The sequence below is a fragment of the Streptomyces sp. NBC_00878 genome (genome assembly GCF_026341515.1).
GTDB lineage: Bacteria > Actinomycetota > Actinomycetes > Streptomycetales > Streptomycetaceae > Streptomyces.
The window spans coordinates 7,029,761-7,046,556 of record NZ_JAPEOK010000001.1 but is presented as its reverse complement, the minus strand read 5'-3'; the positions used below and the strand labels follow the sequence as shown (position 1 = coordinate 7,046,556).

General features: G+C 71.4%; 12 protein-coding genes and 2 pseudogenes. 4 read left to right on the top strand and 10 right to left on the bottom strand.

Annotation, left to right across the window (positions count from 1 at the left end; all coding sequences use genetic code 11):
* Window positions 1-71: 71 nt before the first annotated feature.
* Window positions 72-431 (bottom strand): annotated as a pseudogene (locus OHA11_RS30605) (SDR family NAD(P)-dependent oxidoreductase); the annotation flags it as partial.
* Window positions 432-544: 113 nt separating this feature from the next.
* Here OHA11_RS30605 and OHA11_RS30600 point away from each other — a divergent pair.
* A complete protein-coding gene (locus OHA11_RS30600) occupies window positions 545-694 on the top strand; it encodes a hypothetical protein (RefSeq protein WP_266501972.1) in 150 nt (49 codons plus the stop codon).
* A gap of 311 nt (window positions 695-1,005) precedes the next feature.
* Here the strand turns inward: OHA11_RS30600 and OHA11_RS30595 are convergent, their stop codons facing one another.
* Window positions 1,006-2,676 carry a VWA domain-containing protein gene (locus OHA11_RS30595; RefSeq protein WP_266501971.1) on the bottom strand — a complete coding sequence of 557 codons (1,671 nt, stop codon included), beginning with the start codon at window positions 2,674-2,676 and terminating at the stop codon, window positions 1,006-1,008.
* Window positions 2,677-2,949: 273 nt separating this feature from the next.
* Between OHA11_RS30595 and OHA11_RS30590 the strand changes: the two genes are divergently transcribed.
* Both OHA11_RS30590 and tnpB read left to right on the top strand, forming a co-directional pair.
* Window positions 2,950-3,525 (top strand): IS607 family transposase, encoded by a 576-nt coding sequence (locus OHA11_RS30590; RefSeq protein WP_266501970.1) that lies wholly within the window; start codon window positions 2,950-2,952, stop codon window positions 3,523-3,525.
* Entirely contained in the window at window positions 3,522-4,973 is a 1,452-nt protein-coding gene (gene tnpB / locus OHA11_RS30585; RefSeq protein ID WP_266501969.1) for an IS607 family element RNA-guided endonuclease TnpB, read from the top strand. Before OHA11_RS30590 ends, tnpB begins: the two co-directional genes overlap by 4 nt.
* A 67-nt stretch (window positions 4,974-5,040) precedes the next feature.
* On the opposite strand, the gene OHA11_RS30580 is transcribed toward tnpB, so the two are convergent.
* From OHA11_RS30580 to iolC, 7 genes and pseudogenes are all read right to left on the bottom strand, one after another.
* Window positions 5,041-5,982, bottom strand: coding sequence for an ABC transporter permease (locus tag OHA11_RS30580; RefSeq protein ID WP_266501968.1), 942 nt, complete (start codon window positions 5,980-5,982; stop codon window positions 5,041-5,043).
* Window positions 5,979-8,627 (bottom strand): alpha/beta fold hydrolase, encoded by a 2,649-nt coding sequence (locus OHA11_RS30575; RefSeq protein ID WP_266501967.1) that lies wholly within the window; start codon window positions 8,625-8,627, stop codon window positions 5,979-5,981. Before OHA11_RS30575 ends, OHA11_RS30580 begins: the two co-directional genes overlap by 4 nt.
* Window positions 8,628-8,783: 156 nt before the next feature.
* Complete coding sequence (mmsA, locus tag OHA11_RS30570) at window positions 8,784-10,286, bottom strand: CoA-acylating methylmalonate-semialdehyde dehydrogenase (RefSeq protein WP_266501966.1); 1,503 nt, start codon at window positions 10,284-10,286, stop codon at window positions 8,784-8,786.
* A gap of 14 nt (window positions 10,287-10,300) precedes the next feature.
* Entirely contained in the window at window positions 10,301-12,184 is a 1,884-nt protein-coding gene (gene iolD, locus OHA11_RS30565; protein ID WP_266501965.1) for a 3D-(3,5/4)-trihydroxycyclohexane-1,2-dione acylhydrolase (decyclizing), read from the bottom strand.
* A gap of 218 nt (window positions 12,185-12,402) precedes the next feature.
* Window positions 12,403-12,618, bottom strand: a pseudogene (locus OHA11_RS30560) (5-deoxy-glucuronate isomerase); the annotation flags it as partial.
* A 39-nt stretch (window positions 12,619-12,657) separates the two neighbouring features.
* On the bottom strand, window positions 12,658-13,536 hold the full coding sequence (locus OHA11_RS30555) for a deoxyribose-phosphate aldolase (protein WP_266507581.1): 879 nt from the start codon (window positions 13,534-13,536) through the stop codon (window positions 12,658-12,660).
* Between the two features lie 80 nt (window positions 13,537-13,616).
* Complete coding sequence (iolC, locus tag OHA11_RS30550) at window positions 13,617-14,603, bottom strand: 5-dehydro-2-deoxygluconokinase (RefSeq protein ID WP_266501963.1); 987 nt, start codon at window positions 14,601-14,603, stop codon at window positions 13,617-13,619.
* Window positions 14,604-15,000: 397 nt separating this feature from the next.
* On the opposite strand from iolC, the gene OHA11_RS30545 reads away from it, so the two are divergent.
* On the top strand, window positions 15,001-15,201 hold the full coding sequence (locus tag OHA11_RS30545) for an AlpA family transcriptional regulator (RefSeq protein WP_266501961.1): 201 nt from the start codon (window positions 15,001-15,003) through the stop codon (window positions 15,199-15,201).
* Window positions 15,202-15,283: 82 nt separating this feature from the next.
* Here OHA11_RS30545 and OHA11_RS30540 read toward each other — a convergent pair whose 3' ends face one another.
* The gene (locus tag OHA11_RS30540) at window positions 15,284-16,327 is read right to left on the bottom strand and encodes a zinc-dependent alcohol dehydrogenase family protein (RefSeq protein WP_266501960.1); all 1,044 of its coding nucleotides are present in this window, start codon (window positions 16,325-16,327) and stop codon (window positions 15,284-15,286) included.
* Window positions 16,328-16,796 lie beyond the last annotated feature (469 nt).

Below are 16,796 nucleotides of genomic sequence, written 5' to 3'. Positions count from 1 at the left end.
TAGGGGAATTTCAACCCGCTTGGAGATTTCACCTCGCAGGGCGGACCGCCCTGGCGGTTCACGGGCTGGCCTCAGGCGGCGACCCGTTCCTTCACGCTCTCCGGCTCCAGGACCTTGCGGGTGACGCGCTCCGCCATGGCGGCCACCAGGGTGCGCGGGCGGCGCGGGGTGAGGTGGGCGCCCAGGGCGTTGCCGAGGCCCGGGGTGATGGAGGCGCGGTCGCGGTCGAGGGCGCGCAGAGCGGCTCGTACGACGGGTTCCGAGGTGGTGAAGGAGCCCGAGACCGCGGCCTTGCGGGTGCCGATCGCGTCGAAGAAGCCGGTCTCCACCGGGCCCGGGCACAGGGCCGTGACCCTGATGCCACGACCGCGGTACTCCTGCCGCAGGGCCAGGGAGAAGTTCAGGACGAACGCCTTGGTGCAGCTATGCGCTGAGCCGTCCGGACGACGAGGGCGGGGCCGCGGCTGCGGGCTGGGAGCAGGTCGGCGCCCGCTGCCTCGAACTTCTCGGGCGTGCGCGGGACGAGGGTCTGCTCGACGCCTCGGTGGACCTGGAGTGGACGCGGCGGGTCTATTACGCCCTCATCGGGGAGGCGTTGCACGGGTCCCAGGCCCAACGGGACCCGGATGCGCTGGCCACGCTCGTCGTGGACACGTTGCTGCACGGCGCGGGCCAGCGGTTCGGCACCGGTTGACCTCCTGTGCGGGTGGGTGGGGGCTGGTCGCGCCGTTCCCCGCGCCCCTAAAGACGCGCCAGCCGTGTGGGGGCGGGGCGGGGCCGCGACGGGGCATCCGATCGCAGCTGTGTCATCCCGGGCCATCAGGGTGCCCTGGAGAGGTCGTGCTGCGATCGGAAACCCCGACACGGCCCCTTGCACCGGAGGGCGACTGCCGCCCGGTGGGACCACTTGTTGAGACACGGCCACGGCCGCACCTTTAGGGGCGCGGGGAACTGCGCAGTCTTTCAGGGGCGCGGGGAACTGCGCGACCAGCCCCCACCCGCCCGCTACCCCAGATCGCTCGCCCGGTCGATCGTCTCGGCGAGTTGGCGTATCGGCTTGCTTCCCGTGGTGGCCGCCAACTCGTCCGCCCGTTCGGCGAGTTCGGTCAGGGACGGGGCCGCCGGCACGGCAGAACCGCGGTCGTTGCCGGAGCGCAGCGCGTCCGCGAAGTACGCCGCTATCGCGGTTACTTGGAGGCCGCTGGCTGCTGACTCCCCGTCCCACAGGGCGCGTTCGAGCGAGTCGGTCTCGATCTGGCCCGTCTCCTCGTGCGGCGTACGGGAGTTGGGGTCGAGCCACCGCACCGTGGCCGTGGCGACGTGCCCCGACGCGCCCGGCTTGGTGCGTACGGCGTACAGGGCCGTGACCGTGTGGCCGGGGCCGATCTCGCCGCCGTCCACCCGGTCGTCGCGAAAGTCCTCGTCGGCGACCCGGCGGTTGTCGTAGCCGATCAGCCGGAACTGGTCGACGGTCTCCGGATCGAAGGACACCTGCGCCTTGGCGTCGCGCGCCGTGAGGTCGATGTTGCGTGGAAGCTGGTCGCAGAAGACCGTGCGGGCGTCCTCGGCGTTGGACACGTACGTCGTGTGGCCGTCGCCCTTGTCGGCGAGGCGTTCCATCAGCGCGTCGCCGTAGTCGCTGCCCACGCCGACGCCGAAGAGCGTGATCCCGTGCTCGCGGCGGGCGTCCGCGATCCGGTCGAGGATGGAGTCGGCGTCGGTGTCGCCGGTGTTGGCGAGGGCGTCGGAGAGCAGTACGACCCGGTTGGTGGCGCCCTCGCGCAGGCCGTCCACCGCCGTACGGTAGCCGGTGGTGACGCCCGCGCCGAGGTTGGTCGAGTCGGTGGGTTCGAGGGTGTCGATCGCCTCGTGGACACGGCCGCGGTGATCGCCCAGGCGGGTCATCGGGAGCACGGTCCTGGCCTCGTCACTGAAGCTGACGAGCGCGACCGCGTCATCGTCGCGCAGCCGTTCCGTCATCACGCCCAGGGACTCCTTGACCAGGTCGAGGCGGCCCGGTTCGGCCATGGAGCCGGAGACGTCGATGACGAAGGTGAGGGCGGCGGGCGGGCGTTCGCCGGCGTCCTCGGCCGCTCGGGTGGCGAGTCCGACCCTGAGGAAGCGCCAGTCCCGGTTCTCCTCACCGAACGTGTCGTATGTGGCGTCCTTGTTGAGCGAACCGTCCGGGGCGGCCGTACGGGCCCCGTCCACCGTGACCGTGAAACCGTTGCCGTCCGGGCGCTCGTAGTCCTGTTCCTGGCCGAAGCTGTTGATGAACTCCTCGGGGCGCACGGTCGACGGGTCGGGCCTGCGGCCCTCCTCGAGGGTGCGGCGCGCATAGCCGTACGACGCGGTGTCGACGTCCAGCGCGAAGGTGGAGAGGTAGTCGGCAGGCGGCGCCGACTCGCGGAGTTCGCCCTTTCGGTCGTCCTCGGCGGCGCCGTCGTCCGTGCCCGAGGGGCCGGTCGGTTGAGCAGGGGCGGGCGCCGGGAAGCCGTCGTTCTCCCTGGCCTTGCTGCCACCCCGGTCGTACGAACTCTCGCCGCTTCCGCCGCCACATGCCGTGAGCAGGAGTCCGGCGGCCACGCTGCCGGCAACCAGCGCGGCACGCACCCGCTGCCGCCGCCATGGCCGTCGCTGCTCCCGTCGTACCTGATGCCGTCCGTTGCGCCTCATGTATGCCCCCTCGGGTGACCGCTGTGAGCCGTCGTCTGTGACTGTGACGGCGGAGGCGGCCGGAAGGAGCGGGCCAAGGCGTTGCGGATGAATCTCAATGCGGCCACGGTGGGCGGCAGTTGAGACCGGTGGGAGACCCTCCGGAGACCTGAGGGTGTCCGGAGGGTCCCAGGAGGGCCCGTACGGCGGCGCTACATGGAGGGTGACAACTGCTACAAATTTTCTAGTCATTCATAGTCACCCCTGGTCGTGCATCTCACGTATCTTGATCGTGTGAAGCTTTCGGAGTGGGCGCGTCAGCAGGGCGTGAGCTACCAGACCGCCTGGCGGTGGGTGAAGGACGGCAAGATGCCCGTCCCGGTCCGCCAGGCGCCGTCCGGGACGTGGCTGGTCGACGAGCCCGCTGTCCAGCCGTCCGGACGCGTGGTGGCGTACTGCCGCGTATCGTCGGCCGACCAGAAAGCCGACCTGGACCGGCAGGTGGCCCGGGTCGTGGCCGGCGCGAACCGGCAGGGCCTGGCCGTCGCCGAGGTCGTGACCGAGGTCGGATCGGGGCTGAACGGGCGTCGCCGCAAGCTGCACCGGCTTCTCGCCGACCCGGCCACGGCCGTGATCGTCGTCGAGCACCGCGACCGCCTCGCCCGGTTCGGCGTCGAGCACCTGGACGCCGCACTGTCGGCGTCCGGCCGGCGCCTGGTCATCCTCGATCCCGCCGAGACCGCCGATGACCTGGTGCGGGACATCACCGAAGTCCTGACGTCGATGTGTGCCCGCCTGTACGGGCAGCGGGCGGCGAAGAGCCGCGCCGCCCGCGCGATCGCCGCCGCGACCGGCGAGACCGCCGAATGAAGAAGTTCCAGCAGCGCCCCGGCTTCCAGCTCGTCGCGCACAAGCTGGCCCTGGACCCGGGCGCCGAAGCATCCCGCCGTCTGATGTCGCACACCGGAGCCTCCCGCGCCGCATACAACTGGGCTGTCGGCTGGGTCACCGCCGCGTGGTGGCAGCGCAAGGCCGAGCAGTCCTACGGCATCGGCGAGGACGAGCTGACGCCATGGCGGGACTTCTCCCTGTACGCGCTGCGCAAGGCGTTCAACGAGAAGAAGAAGACCGATCCGCGGTTTGCCTCCTGGTGGGAGGAGAACTCCAAGGAGGCATACAACACCGGACTCGCAGGCGCCTCGGCCGCCTTCAACAACTACGCGAAGTCGAAGTCCGGGAAACGCAAGGGCCGCACGATGGGCATCCCCCGCTTCAAGACGCTGCGCCGCGCCCGCCGCACCTGCCGCTTCACCACCGGCGTCATCCGGATCGAGGCCGGTGGCCGGCACGTCACCCTGCCCCGCCTCGGCACGGTCCGCCTGCACGAGCACCGCCCCGACCTGGTCGCGCTCATCGAGGCGGGTGAACTACGGATCCTGTCCGCGACCGTCCGCCTGGAACACCTGCGCTGGTTCGTCTCCTTCCAGGCCGAACAGCTCCTCCCGGCCGGGCCTGCCCGCCGCCTGGACGCGGCTGTCGGCATCGACCTGGGCATCAAGACCCTCGCCGTGTACGCGGACAGCGACGGCACCGTTGACGAGGAGCCCAACCCGCGCCACCTCGACACCGCACTCAAGCAGCTTCGCCGGACCAGCCGGACCGTATCCCGCCGCCAGGGCCCCGACCGCCGCACCGGACAGAAAGCGTCGAAGCGGTGGGAGAAGGCCAACGCCGCCCGCAACCGGATCCACCACCGGGTGGCGAACCTCCGCGCGGACACGATCCACAAGCTGACGACCCGCCTCGCCGCCGAGTACGGCACGGTTGTCGTCGAAGACCTCAACGTCGCCGGGATGGGCCGCAACCGCCGCCTGTCCCGACGGATCGCCGACGCCGCGTTCGGAGAGATCCGACGCCAGCTCACCTACAAGACCGCCCAGCGCGGCAGCCGCCTCGTGGTGGCCGACCGCTGGTACCCGTCGTCGAAGACATGCTCCGGCTGTGGAGTGGCGAAAGCCAAGCTGCCCCTCAGCGTCCGCGTCTTCACATGCGACCACTGCGGCCTCGTCCTCGACCGGGACGCCAACGCCTCACTCAACCTGGCCGCACTCGCGGCCCAGAACACAGGTACCGCAGTGGCCGGAGACCTGGGCCCCGCCAAGGCGGAGCCGAAGCCTCGTGGAGCCGACCAGAAGACCCGCACCACCCGTCCCCGCCGCAAGACGGGGACGGGGCGGGCAGGTGGCGCAACCCTGCCGCACCAGCGGCAGACAGAAACGAGAGACCGTACTCAAGCCGAAGCCCTCAAGCTCTGGTGACGAGACGGACCTTCCGGGCCGAAATGCCCGGAATGCTGAGAGCTGTTGAGGCTCAAAGCAACGGTGGCTACGACACCACGTCCTTGCGCGCGAAGCCGCGGAAGGCCAGGGCGAACAGCACCATCGCGTAGGTGAGAGACAGCGACGTGCCCTGGATCATGTCGCTCCAGTCGAGCTGCGGCTGGACGGCGTCGAGCCATGCGTACTGCCAGTGCGCGGGCACGAAGTGGCGCCAGTCGCCGAGCGCCGTCACCTCGTCGAGGACGTTGCCGATGATGGTCAGCCCCACCGCTCCGCCGACCGCTCCCAGCGGGGCGTCCGTCCTGGTCGACAGCCAGAACGCCAGGGCCGCGGTGACCAGTTGGGACACGAGGATGTACGCCACGACGATCAGCAGGCGCACGGCGGCGGTCCCGGTGGGCAGCGTGCCGCCGACGGGGAGTTGCAGCGGGCCCCAGCCGTAGGCCGCCGTACCGACGGCGAGCGCGACGACCGGCAGCAGTACCAGCGCGGCCAGGCTGAGTCCGAAGGCGACGGCCAGCTTGGACCACAGCAGACGGGCTCGCGGTACCGGCGCCGCGAGCAGATAGCGCAGCGACGACCAGCTCGCCTCCGAGGCGACCGTGTCTCCGAAGAACAGCGCCACCGGGATGACGAGCAGGAAGCCCGCGGAGGCGAAGAGGTTCACGGCGGCGAAGTTGGCCCCGGACGCGGTCGCGGTGTCCATCAGGTTGACCCGCTGGGCGCCGTTGCCGCCGCCCCCCGGGTCGCCGACCTGGAAGGCGATCAGCAGGATGAAGGGCAGGGCGAACAGCAGCCCGCCCATGACCATCGTGCGGCGCCGCTTCAACTGCCGGACCAGTTCGACCCTCAGGGGCAGCGTGCGGCCCGCGCGGTAGCCGTCGGCGACCTCGACGGGCTGGGCGCGTCCGGCCCCGGCGCGCTCGTCTTCGCGCTCCTCGTCACCCTCCTTCTCGCGCTCCTCCGCGCGGTCGGCCAGCGTGCTCATGCGGACTCTCCGATCAGGGTGAGGAAGGCGTCTTCGAGACGGCGGTGGGGACCCACGGACTCCACGGGTACGTCCATCCGTACGAGCTCGGCGACCAGGCGCCGCGCGCTTCCGTCCGCGTCGAGCCGGACCAGGAGTCCGTCGTCGGTGCGGACGGCCGAGACCACACCCGGCAGCGCGGCGACCTTCTCCACGACGGGCTCGTCCGTCGGCGTGGCCGTGCCCACCAGCAGCGTGTCGCCCGAGCCGATGATCTCCTCCACCGGGCCCGCCTGGACCAGCTTCCCGTGGTCCATGACCACCAGGTGGGTGCAGGACTGCTCGACCTCCGCGAGGAGGTGGCTGGAGACGATCACCGTGCGTCCGGCCGCCGCGTAGCGGATCATGACCTCGCGCATCTCGCGGATCTGTGGCGGGTCGAGGCCGTTGGTCGGTTCGTCGAGGATGAGCAGGTCCGGCATGCCGAGCATGGCCTGGGCGATGGCGAGGCGCTGGCGCATGCCTTGCGAGTAGGTCCGTACCGCTCGGGACAGTGCGTCGCCGAGACCCGCGATCTTCAGCGCCTCGTCCAGGTGCGCGTCCTCGGGCGGGCGGCCCGTCGCCCGCCAGTACAGTTCGAGATTCTCGCGGCCGGAGAGGTGCGGCAGGAAGCCCGCTCCCTCGACGAAGGCCCCGACGCGCGACAGGACCGGCGCGCCCGGCCGGATCACCTGGCCGAAGACTCGGATCTCTCCGGCGTCCGGCTTGATCAGGCCCATCAGCATGCGCAGTGTCGTGGTCTTGCCCGCGCCGTTCGGCCCCAGCAGGCCCAGGACCTGGCCCTTCTCCACGCGGAAGCTGAGGTCCCGCACGGCGTAGCGGTCCGCCGACTTGGCGTACCGCTTGCTCAAGTCCGTGATCTGGAGCGGGACTTCGGCCTGTGCCGGGTCCGGGGCGGGCGTCGAGGGCGAGGAGTTGCGGCGCCGTGCGGGACGCAACAGCGCCAGCGCGAGCGCGGCACCGGCGAGCGGAAGCCACCACACCCACGCGGGCAGCGGCTGCGCGGCGGTGTCCCCGCCGAGCGGCGCGGGCACGGTCAGGCCGCTCTTCTGGGAGACGGTGTACGTCGCCGGGGCCGTCGGTGAGGCGTAGCCGAGGTCCGTCGAGGCGAGGACCAGGCGCAGCCGGTGGCCGTCGTCCACCTCGTGGTCGATCGCCGGCAGGGTGATCCGTACGTCCTTGCCGGCCTTGGCGTCCGCCACCCGGACGGGCTCGACCAGTTGCGAGGGCAGTACCGGCTGGGCGCCGCCGCCCGGCCCGACGTCGTACAGCTTCGCGAAGAGGACCGCGTCCTCGCTCGTCGACTTCACGTGGACCGTCACCGTCGGCGAACCTGTGATCTGCAGGTCCTCCTTCAGGGGCGCCGACTCGAACGAGGCGTACTGGCCGCGGAAGTCGAGGGACACCCCGACCCCGAGGGACGACAGCTGGGACAGGCCACCGCCGCCGAGGCCGGGCAGGGCCGAGATGGCGGGCGGACTGGAGCCCGCCGGGTTGTCGAAGCGCTGCTCGCGCCCGGTCAGGGCGATCGAGCGCCCCGCACTCGACAGGCCGGGGTAGCTGTCCTCGGTCGCGCTGCCCAGCCGCGGCTCTCCGTCGCCGGAGCCCAGGCCGAGGGTCCGGGTGACCCGGAAGGCGGGGCCGGTGTCGACGCCCTTCTCGTCCTTCAGATAGCGGTCGAACCAGGACTGCACCCGCCCCTGGACCCGGTCCACCTCCATGTCGCCGCCGTCGTGGCCGCCGGAGATCCAGTCGACGTCCACCGGAGCGCCGTTGGCCTTGATCGCCTTGGCCATCACGTCGGCCTGGCCGAGCGGGAAGAGCGAGTCGGTCTGGCCCTGCATGATGAGCGTGGGGACCTTGATGCGGTCGCCGACGGCGGAGGGGCTGCGCTCCTCCAGGAGCTTCGTCGCCGCCGCGTCCGGTGTGCCGGACTCCGCGACCCGCTCGTACATCTCGCACAACTGCTGCTCGAACTTGTCGCAGCCGCCGCCGGAGTTGATGAAGATGCCGGCCCACAGCTTCTTGAAGACGCCGTTCGGGAACAGCGCGTCCGCGAGGCTCCAGTACGTGATCGCCGGGGCGATGGCGTCCACCCGCTGGTCGTAACCGGCCGCGAGGAGCGAGACCGCCCCACCGTACGAGGCACCGGCGGCGCCGACGCGCGGGTCGCCGGTCTTGTCGAGCTCGACCTCCGGACGCTTGGCAAGCCAGTCGATCAGCTTGGAGGCGTCGGCGACCTCGCCCTCGGGGTCGTTCAGCCCGATCTTGCCCGTGGATCTGCCGAAGCCGCGGGCCGACCACGTCAGGACCGCGTACCCGTCGCGCGCCAGGTCCTCGGCCTGGGCCCGTACGTCCTTCTTGCTGCCGCCGAAGCCGTGCGCGAGCAGGACGGCGGGGCGGCGTCCGGAGGCGTCGCCGGTGAAGTACGAGGTGTCGATTCTCACCCCGTCGCCCGTACTGATGAGCTGGTCGGTGCGGTGTACCGCGGGTGCCCCGTCGGAGGCGACGGCACTCCAGGTGCCGGCGCCGGCGAGCACCACGACAACGGCCGCGGCGGCGATCCACCGTCGCGGCCGCCGCAGTGCGGGCAGTCGAAGATCCATGCGTCAACAGTACGGGCCGGACCTGTCGGCCCCTGACAGCTTGCAGGCTGATCCCCCAACCCTCCCAGGGGAGTACGGGACCCCGGCCGGGTACCGCATCCGCGGTACCCGGGGGCTCTGACCTGGGTGTCCCGGGAGGGGCTCAGTGGTTGCGGCTCAGTGGTTGCGGGGGAAGCCGAGGTCGACGCCGGTGGGGGCGTCGGCCGGGTCCGGCCAGCGGGTCGTGACGACCTTGCCGCGGGTGTAGAAGTGGATGCCGTCGTTGCCGTAGATGTGGTGGTCGCCGAAGAGGGAGTCCTTCCAGCCGCCGAAGGAGTGGTAGCCGACGGGGACCGGGATGGGGACGTTGACGCCGACCATGCCGGCCTCGATCTCCAACTGGAAGCGGCGGGCGGCGCCGCCGTCCCGGGTGAAGATCGCGGTGCCGTTTCCGAAGGGGGAGTTGTTGATCAGCTCCACCCCCTGCTCGTAGGTCTCCACGCGCAGGACGCACAGCACCGGGCCGAAGATCTCGTCCCGGTACGCGTCCGCGCCGGGCGGCACCCTGTCGAGCAACGAGATGCCGAGCCAGTGGCCGTCCTCGTAGCCCTCGACCGTGTAGCCGGTGCCGTCGAGCACGACCTTCGCGTACTGTGCCGGCGCCCCCTTCACGTACGAGGCCACCTTGTCGCGGTGCGCCTTGGTGATCAGCGGGCCCATCTCGGAGGCCGGGTCGTTGCCGGGGCCGATCTTGATCTTCTCGGCGCGCTCGCGGATCTTGTCCACCAGCTCGTCGCCGACCGCACCGACCGCGACCACGGCGGAGATGGCCATGCAGCGCTCGCCCGCCGAGCCGTACGCGGCGGAGACGGCCGCGTCGGCGGCGGCGTCCAGGTCGGCGTCGGGCAGGACCAGCATGTGGTTCTTGGCGCCGCCCAGGGCCTGGACGCGCTTGCCGTTGGCGGAGGCGGTGGTGTGGATGTAGCGGGCGATCGGAGTCGAGCCGACGAAGGAGATGGCCTTGACGTCGGGGTGGGTCAGGAGGCGGTCGACGGCCACCTTGTCGCCGTGTACGACGTTCAGGACGCCGTCGGGGAGTCCGGCCTGCGCGAACAGCTCCGCGAGGCGTACGGAGGCCGAGGGGTCCTTCTCGCTGGGCTTGAGGACGAAGGTGTTGCCGCAGGCGATGGCCAGCGGGAACATCCACATCGGCACCATGGCCGGGAAGTTGAACGGCGTGATGCCCGCCACGACACCGAGCGGCTGGCGGATCGAGGCCACGTCGACCCGGGAGGCGACCTCGGTCGACAGCTCGCCCTTGAGCTGCACGGTGATCCCGCACGCCAGGTCCACGATCTCCAGACCGCGCGCGACCTCGCCGAGCGCGTCGGAGTGCACCTTGCCGTGCTCGGCGGTGATCAGAGCGGCGATCTCGTCGCGGTGCTCGTCCAGCAGCGCGCGGAACTTGAAGAGGATCGTGGACCGCCTGGCCAGCGAGGAGGTGCCCCAGGTCGCGTAGGCGTCCTTCGCGGCAGCGACCGCCGCATCCACCTCGTCGACGGTCGCGAAGGCGACCTTCGTGGTGACCTCGCCGGTCGCCGGGTCGGTGACCGGCCCGTACGTGCCCGACGCGCCTTCGGCGGTCTTGCCGCCGATCCAGTGGTTGACGATCTTCGTCATGACCGAGTGCTCCTTCACAGATGGCGGCGCCGGGTGGAGACGTGCCGTTCGTACAGCTCACGGGCCTTGACCGCGGACGGTCGGGTCGCGGTCGCGGCCACAGGAACATCCCACCAGGCCTGCGCCGGAGGCGCGCCCGACACTGTGTCTGCCGTTTGGGTCTCCACGTAGACACAAGTGGGAGTGTCGGCCGTCCGCGCCTCGGCGAGAGCCGTGCGCAGCTCGCGCACCGTCTTGGCGCGCAGAACCCGCATGCCCAGGCTGGCCGCGTTGGCGGCCAGGTCGACGGGCAGCGCGCGCCCCGTGTACGTGCCGTCCTCGGCCCGGTGCCGGTAGGCGGTGGCGAACCGCTCGCCGCCGACCGTCTCGGAGAGGCCGCCGATGGACGCGTACCCGTGGTTCTGCAGGATCACGACCTTGATCGCGATGCCCTCCTGTACGGCGGTGACGATCTCCGTCGGCATCATCAGGTACGTGCCGTCGCCGACCAGCGCCCAGACGGGACGGTCGGGCGCGGCGAGCCGTACGCCGATGGCGGCCGGGATCTCATAGCCCATGCAGGAGTAGCCGTACTCGACGTGGTACTGGTCGCGGGAGCGGGCACGCCAGAGTTTGTGCAGGTCGCCGGGGAGGGAACCGGCCGCGTTGATGAGGATGTCGTCCTCGGTGACGATCTCGTCGAGCAGGCCGAGGACCTGCGGCTGGGTGGGCCGGATGTCCGGGTCCTCCGCCTCGTACGCCGCGTCGACGCGGTACTCCCAGCGCTCCTTGTCGTCCGTGTACTCGGTGACGTACGCGGGTTCGGCGCGGTGGCGGTGCAGCGCGAGCGCCTCCGTGAGGGACTCGAGGGCCGTGCGGGCGTCCGCGACGAGCGGCTGGCCGGAGAGCTTGTGGCCGTCGAAGGACGCGATGTTGACGTTCAGGAAGCGGACGCCCTGGGCGGCGAAGAGGGTGCCGGAGGCGGTGGTGAAGTCGGTGTAGCGGGTGCCGACGCCGATCACCAGGTCGGCGGTGCGGGCGAGTTCGCAGGCGGTCGCGGTGCCGGTGTGCCCGATGCCGCCGACGTCCGCCGGGTGGTCCCAGGTCAGCGAGCCCTTGCCGGCCTGCGTCGAGGCGACCGGGATGCGGGTGAGGTCGGCGAACTCCTTGAGCGCGTCCTCGGCCTCGCTGTGGTGGACTCCGCCGCCCGCGATGATCAGGGGGCGCCGGGCGTCCCGTACCGCCCTTACGGCGGCGGCCAGTTCCACCGGGTCGGCGACCGGACGGCGTACGGCCCAGACGCGCTCGGCGAAGAACTCCTCGGGCCAGTCGAAGGCTTCCGCCTGTACGTCCTGCGGGAGCGCGAGCGTGACGGCGCCCGTGTCGACGGGGTCGGTGAGCACCCGCATCGCCTGGAGGGCGGCCGGGATCAGGGCCTCGGGGCGGGTGATCCGGTCGAAGTACTTCGACACCGGGCGCAGACAGTCGTTGACCGACACATCGCCCGCGTACGGGACTTCGAGCTGCTGGAGTACCGGGTCGGCGGGGCGGGTCGCGAAGACGTCGCCGGGCAGCAGGAGCACCGGGAGGTGGTTGATCGTGGCGAGGGCGGCACCGGTGACGAGGTTGGTGGCACCCGGGCCGATGGAGGTCGTCACGGCCTGCGTGGAGAGGCGGTTGGACTGACGCGCGTAGCCGACGGCCGCGTGGACCATGGACTGCTCGTTGCGGCCCTGGTGGTAGGGCATGTCGTCGCCGTACTCCAGGAGCGCCTGCCCGAGCCCGGCGACGTTGCCGTGCCCGAAGATGCCCCAGGTGGCGTCGACCAGGCGGCGTCGCACACCGTCGCGTTCCGTGTACTGGGCGGCCAGGAACCGCACCAGTGCCTGCGCGACCGTCAGCCTTGTCGTCGTTGACATCGGCTCTGTCATCGGTAGCCCTCTGCGCTTTCTACGTGTCCCGGGTGGAAACGAATCCGCCACGTCATACGTCTGGGCAGGCCCTACGTCTCTAATGCCTGCCCGCCAATCGGTCCGTCGTGAACGGGTCCGTCGTGCATCGGCCCGTCGTACGGCCATGAACACCCGGTGTCGGGACACCTGGTGTCGGGACACCCGGTGTCAGGACACCCGGTGTCGGGGACCTCCGGCGCGGGGCCGTAGCGGGCGGGGAGTCGTCGCTCGCACTTCGCTCCTGCCAGGGCGAAGCGGCTTCCCGCGCCGGAGGCGATCGGTGCCCGGGCGTGACGGGGGGTGTGCGCGAAGTCGGTGACTCCGGCGAACACGCTCTCCCTGCCCAGGAGTTGAACAAGTTTGTCCTCTTTATTCCCCTCGGGGCGCACGGTGCAACCGCCCTTGGGGCCGTACGGCTGGTCGGTCATATCGGCTCCCCTTCACAGCAGTCCCACGGCGGTGTCGACCGCGGCCCCGACATCGCCGTCGGCCGGGTAGAGCAGCGAGCGTCCCACCACCAGCCCCTGGACGGTGGGCAGTTGGAGGGCACCGCGCCATTTCTCGTACGCGCCCTCCTGGTCGGCGCCGACGTCTCCGCCGAGCAGGACGGCCGGGAGCGTGGAGGTCTCCATGACACGGGCCATGTCGTCGGGGTTCGCGGTGACGGGGACCTTCAGCCAGGTGTACGCCGAACTGCCGCCCAGGCCGCTCGCTATGGCGATGGACTTGGTGACGGCGTCGGCGCCCAGGTCGTTGTGGAGGGCGCCCGTGGCGGGGTCGCGGCGGCTGAGGAACGGCTCGACGAACACCGGGAGTCGGCGCTCGGCCATGTCGTCCACGGCTCGGGCCGTCGACTCCAGGGTGGTGAGCGAGCCCGGGTCGTCGTAGTCGATCCGCAGCAACAGCTTGCCCGCGTCGAAGCGGAGCCGCTCGATGTCGCGGGGCCGGTGTCCGGTGAACCGGTCGTCCAACTCCCAGGCCGCGCCCGCGAGTCCGCCCCGGTTCATCGAGCCCATGACCACCTTGTGGTCCAGCGCGCCGAGCAGCAGCAGGTCGTCGAGGATGTCGGCGGTCGCGAGCACCCCGTCGACGCCCGGCCGGGAGAGGGCCAGGCAGAGCCGTTCGAGCAGGTCGATCCGGTTGGCCATGGCGAGCCTGCGGTCGCCCACCGAGAGGGCGCCGCGGGCGGGGTGGTCGGCGGCGACGATCATCAGCCGCCCGGAGTCACCGAGGAGCGACCGCCGGGGCCGTCGGGCGGCGGCCTCCTGGACGGCCTCGGGGCGCTGGGCCCGTATCCGGACGAGTTCCGAGACGTCGATGCCCGTCGAGGCGGGCGATGCCGAGGGGCCCGCCTCCGCGACGCCCCCTTCGTACCCGGCTGCCCCCGCGTGTCCCGCGCTCACAGCACCGCCCCCGCCTTCAGGGCCTGCTCGACCTCCGGCGGGGTCGGCATGGCGGAGGAGCACTCCAGGCGGGAGGCGACGATGGCGCCGGCGGCGTTGGCGTGGCGCATGATCCGCTCCAGGTCCCAGCCGGCCAGCAGGCCGTGGCAGAGGGAGCCGCCGAACGCGTCGCCCGCGCCGAGGCCGTTGAGGACCGTCACCGGGAGCGGCGGGACCTCCGCCGACTCGCCCTGCCGGTTCACGGCCAGGACGCCCTTGGGGCCCTGTTTGACCACGGCCAGTTCCACGCCCGCGTCGAGGAGCGCGCGGGCGGCGGCGTGGGGCTCGCGCACTCCGGTCGCGACCTCCACCTCGTCGAGGTTGCCGACGGCGACCGTGGTGTGGCGCAGGGCCTCGGCGTAGAAGGGCCGGGCGGCTTCCGGATCGCGCCAGGCTGTGTCTTTCCAAAACGCCGGCCGCCAGTCCAGATCGAAGACCGTCGTGCCGGACTTGGCGCGGTGGGCGAGGGCGGCGAGCGTCGCCGTGCGGCTGGGCTCCTCGCTCAGGCCCGTACCCGTGACCCAGAAGATCCGGGTGTCGCGGATCGCGTCCAGATCCAGCTCGTGCGCGTCGATCTCCAGGTCCGGCGCCTTCGGCTGCCGGTAGAAGTACAGCGGGAAGTCGTCCGGCGGGAACACCTCGCAGAAGGTGACCGGCGTCGGCAGTCCGGGCACGGGTGTCACCCAGCGGTCGTCGACCCCGAAGTCCCGCAGCGCCTCGTGCAGATATGTCCCGAAAGGATCGTCGCCGGTACGCGTCACAACCGCCGTACGCCGCCCGTGCCGAGCCGCCGCGACCGCCACGTTGGCCGCCGAACCGCCGAGGAACTTCCCGAAGGAGGTCACCTTCGGGAGCGGCACCCCGGTCTGCAGCGGGTAGAGGTCCACGCCGATCCGCCCCATGGTGATGAGGTCGTACGCACTGGACTCCGCGGACTCGGCCATCGAGTTCCCTTCACATCGGTTGACCCCAGGTCTAGCGGCGCTCACAGAGCCCTGTCAATTGGTTGTCCGGACATTCGGACCAGGCCTTGACACCGTTCCCCGACGGACCCGAAGCTGACCCCCTGACGTCGTTGTCATCGCGGCCCTCGCCTCGGTCTTCCGATGCGTAACTTCGGCCCTCTGATGCACAATGCGTCACTCGTGTCACAAAAGACCCCTTCCTGTCACGCATGTCGCGTGTACGTGGGTCTTGAGTCACAACCGGGCGACAGCCCCACCTGGTACTCACGCTGTGTCGTTCAACGGACACAGGCTTTGTGATCGCCAGTGCAGTGCCCGGCTCCCCCGACGGCCGCTCCTCGGCCGCCGCTGCGGCACGCGCAGGGAGGTGCTACAGATGACCGACCGAAGGCTCTGGTCGTACAAGGAGATCGCGGCGCACATCAAGGTGCAGCCGGACACCGTACGGTCCTACCGCAAGCACGGACTGCTGCCCCCGCCCGACCACGTGGAGAGCGGCAAGCCCTACTGGTACGCCGACACGGTCCGCGCGTGGGTCGCGGCGCGGCCCGGCAACAGGGGCCGCAGGACCGGCTGATCACCTCCCGACACGACAACCGGATCCCCGCGCGTGCGCCGTGCGGGGACCGGGTTTCATGCCGGCCCGGGGAGCAAAGGGCTCAGGCCCACGGCTCGATGACGGTCACGCCCGCCCCCGGCGCCGCCCCCATCGCCGCCAGCGCGGCGGGAGCAGCGTCGAGGGGGATCGTGGACGTCACCAGGAGGTCGGGCCGCAGCGCACCGGCCCGTACGGACTCCAGCATCGGCGGGTAGGCGTGGGCGGGCATGCCGTGGCTGCCGAGGAGTTCGAGTTCGAGGCCGATCACCCGGGACATCGGCAGCGTCGGATCCTGTGGCAGCAGGCCGACCTGGACGTGCCGGCCCCGGCGGCGCAGGCTGCCCACCGACGCCGCGCAGGTGGCCGGGGAGCCGAGCGCGTCGAGGGAGAGGTGGGCGCCGCCGCCCGTCAGGTCGCGGACCGCCGCCGCGGTGTCCTCGGGACGGGAGGCCCCGGCCGCGTCCACACACTCGGCCGCCCCGAACTCCCGTGCCAGGTCCAGGGCCCGGGGCGAGAGGTCGACCGCGACGACTCGTGCGCCGGCGGCCGCCGCGATCATCACGGCGGACAGTCCGACCCCGCCGCAGCCGTACACGGCCACCCACTCCCCCGGCGCCACCCGCCCCTGCGCGACGACCGCGCGGAACGCCGTGGCGAACCGGCAGCCCAGCGAGGCCGCCGTCCCGAAGGACAGCTCGTCCGCGACGGCGACGAGGTTCACGTCGGCGTGGTCCAGGGCGACGTACTCGGCGAAGGAACCCCAGTGCGTGAACCCCGGCTGGGTCTGCCGCTCGCACACCTGCTGGTCGCCCGCCGCGCAGGAGGGGCAGCTGCCGCAGGCGCAGACGAAGGGCACGGTGACGCGGTCGCCTGGGCGCCAGCCGGTCACCAGGGCGCCCACCGCCTCGACGGTTCCGGCGAGTTCGTGTCCGGGCACGTGCGGCAGGGCGATGTCCGGGTCGTGGCCCTGCCAGCCGTGCCAGTCGCTGCGGCACAGGCCGGTGGCCTCTACCCGGACCACGACGCCGTGCAGGGCGGGGGCCGGGTCCGGCACGGTTTGCAGTTCGGCCGGTTCTCCGTATTGCTCGAACACGACTGCCCGCATGCGTGTTGCCCCTCTGTCGTGGATCGCCGTTCGTTCCTGACCGAACGCTAGGCCCTGTCGTCAAATTCGCGTCGTCGCCCGAAGGGCGGCCTCGCGGCGTCAGGTGCGTGCTCTCGGTGCGCCGGGCGTAGACCCTCGTACTGGACGTACTTGGGGCTACGCCCGGTGCGGCGAGTGGGGGCACCTCCCACGCCCTTAAGGCAGTGGGGGAGCGTGCATGGCGTCGCGAGGCAGACGGGAATTTGACGACAGGGCCTAGATGCCCCGCGGGGAGCACGGTTGTCCGCCTGCGGGACGGTGGGGGCTGGTCGCGCCCACGATGGGGGTCCCCCCGCTCATGGGGGTCCCCCCGCTCGAGCGAAGCCGAGAGTGGGGGAGAAGCCGAGAGTGGGGGAGGAGCCGCACATAGATACAGCCCCGCGCCCCAGAAGGGCCGCCCCCCTTGGATAAATACCCCCTAGGGGTACAG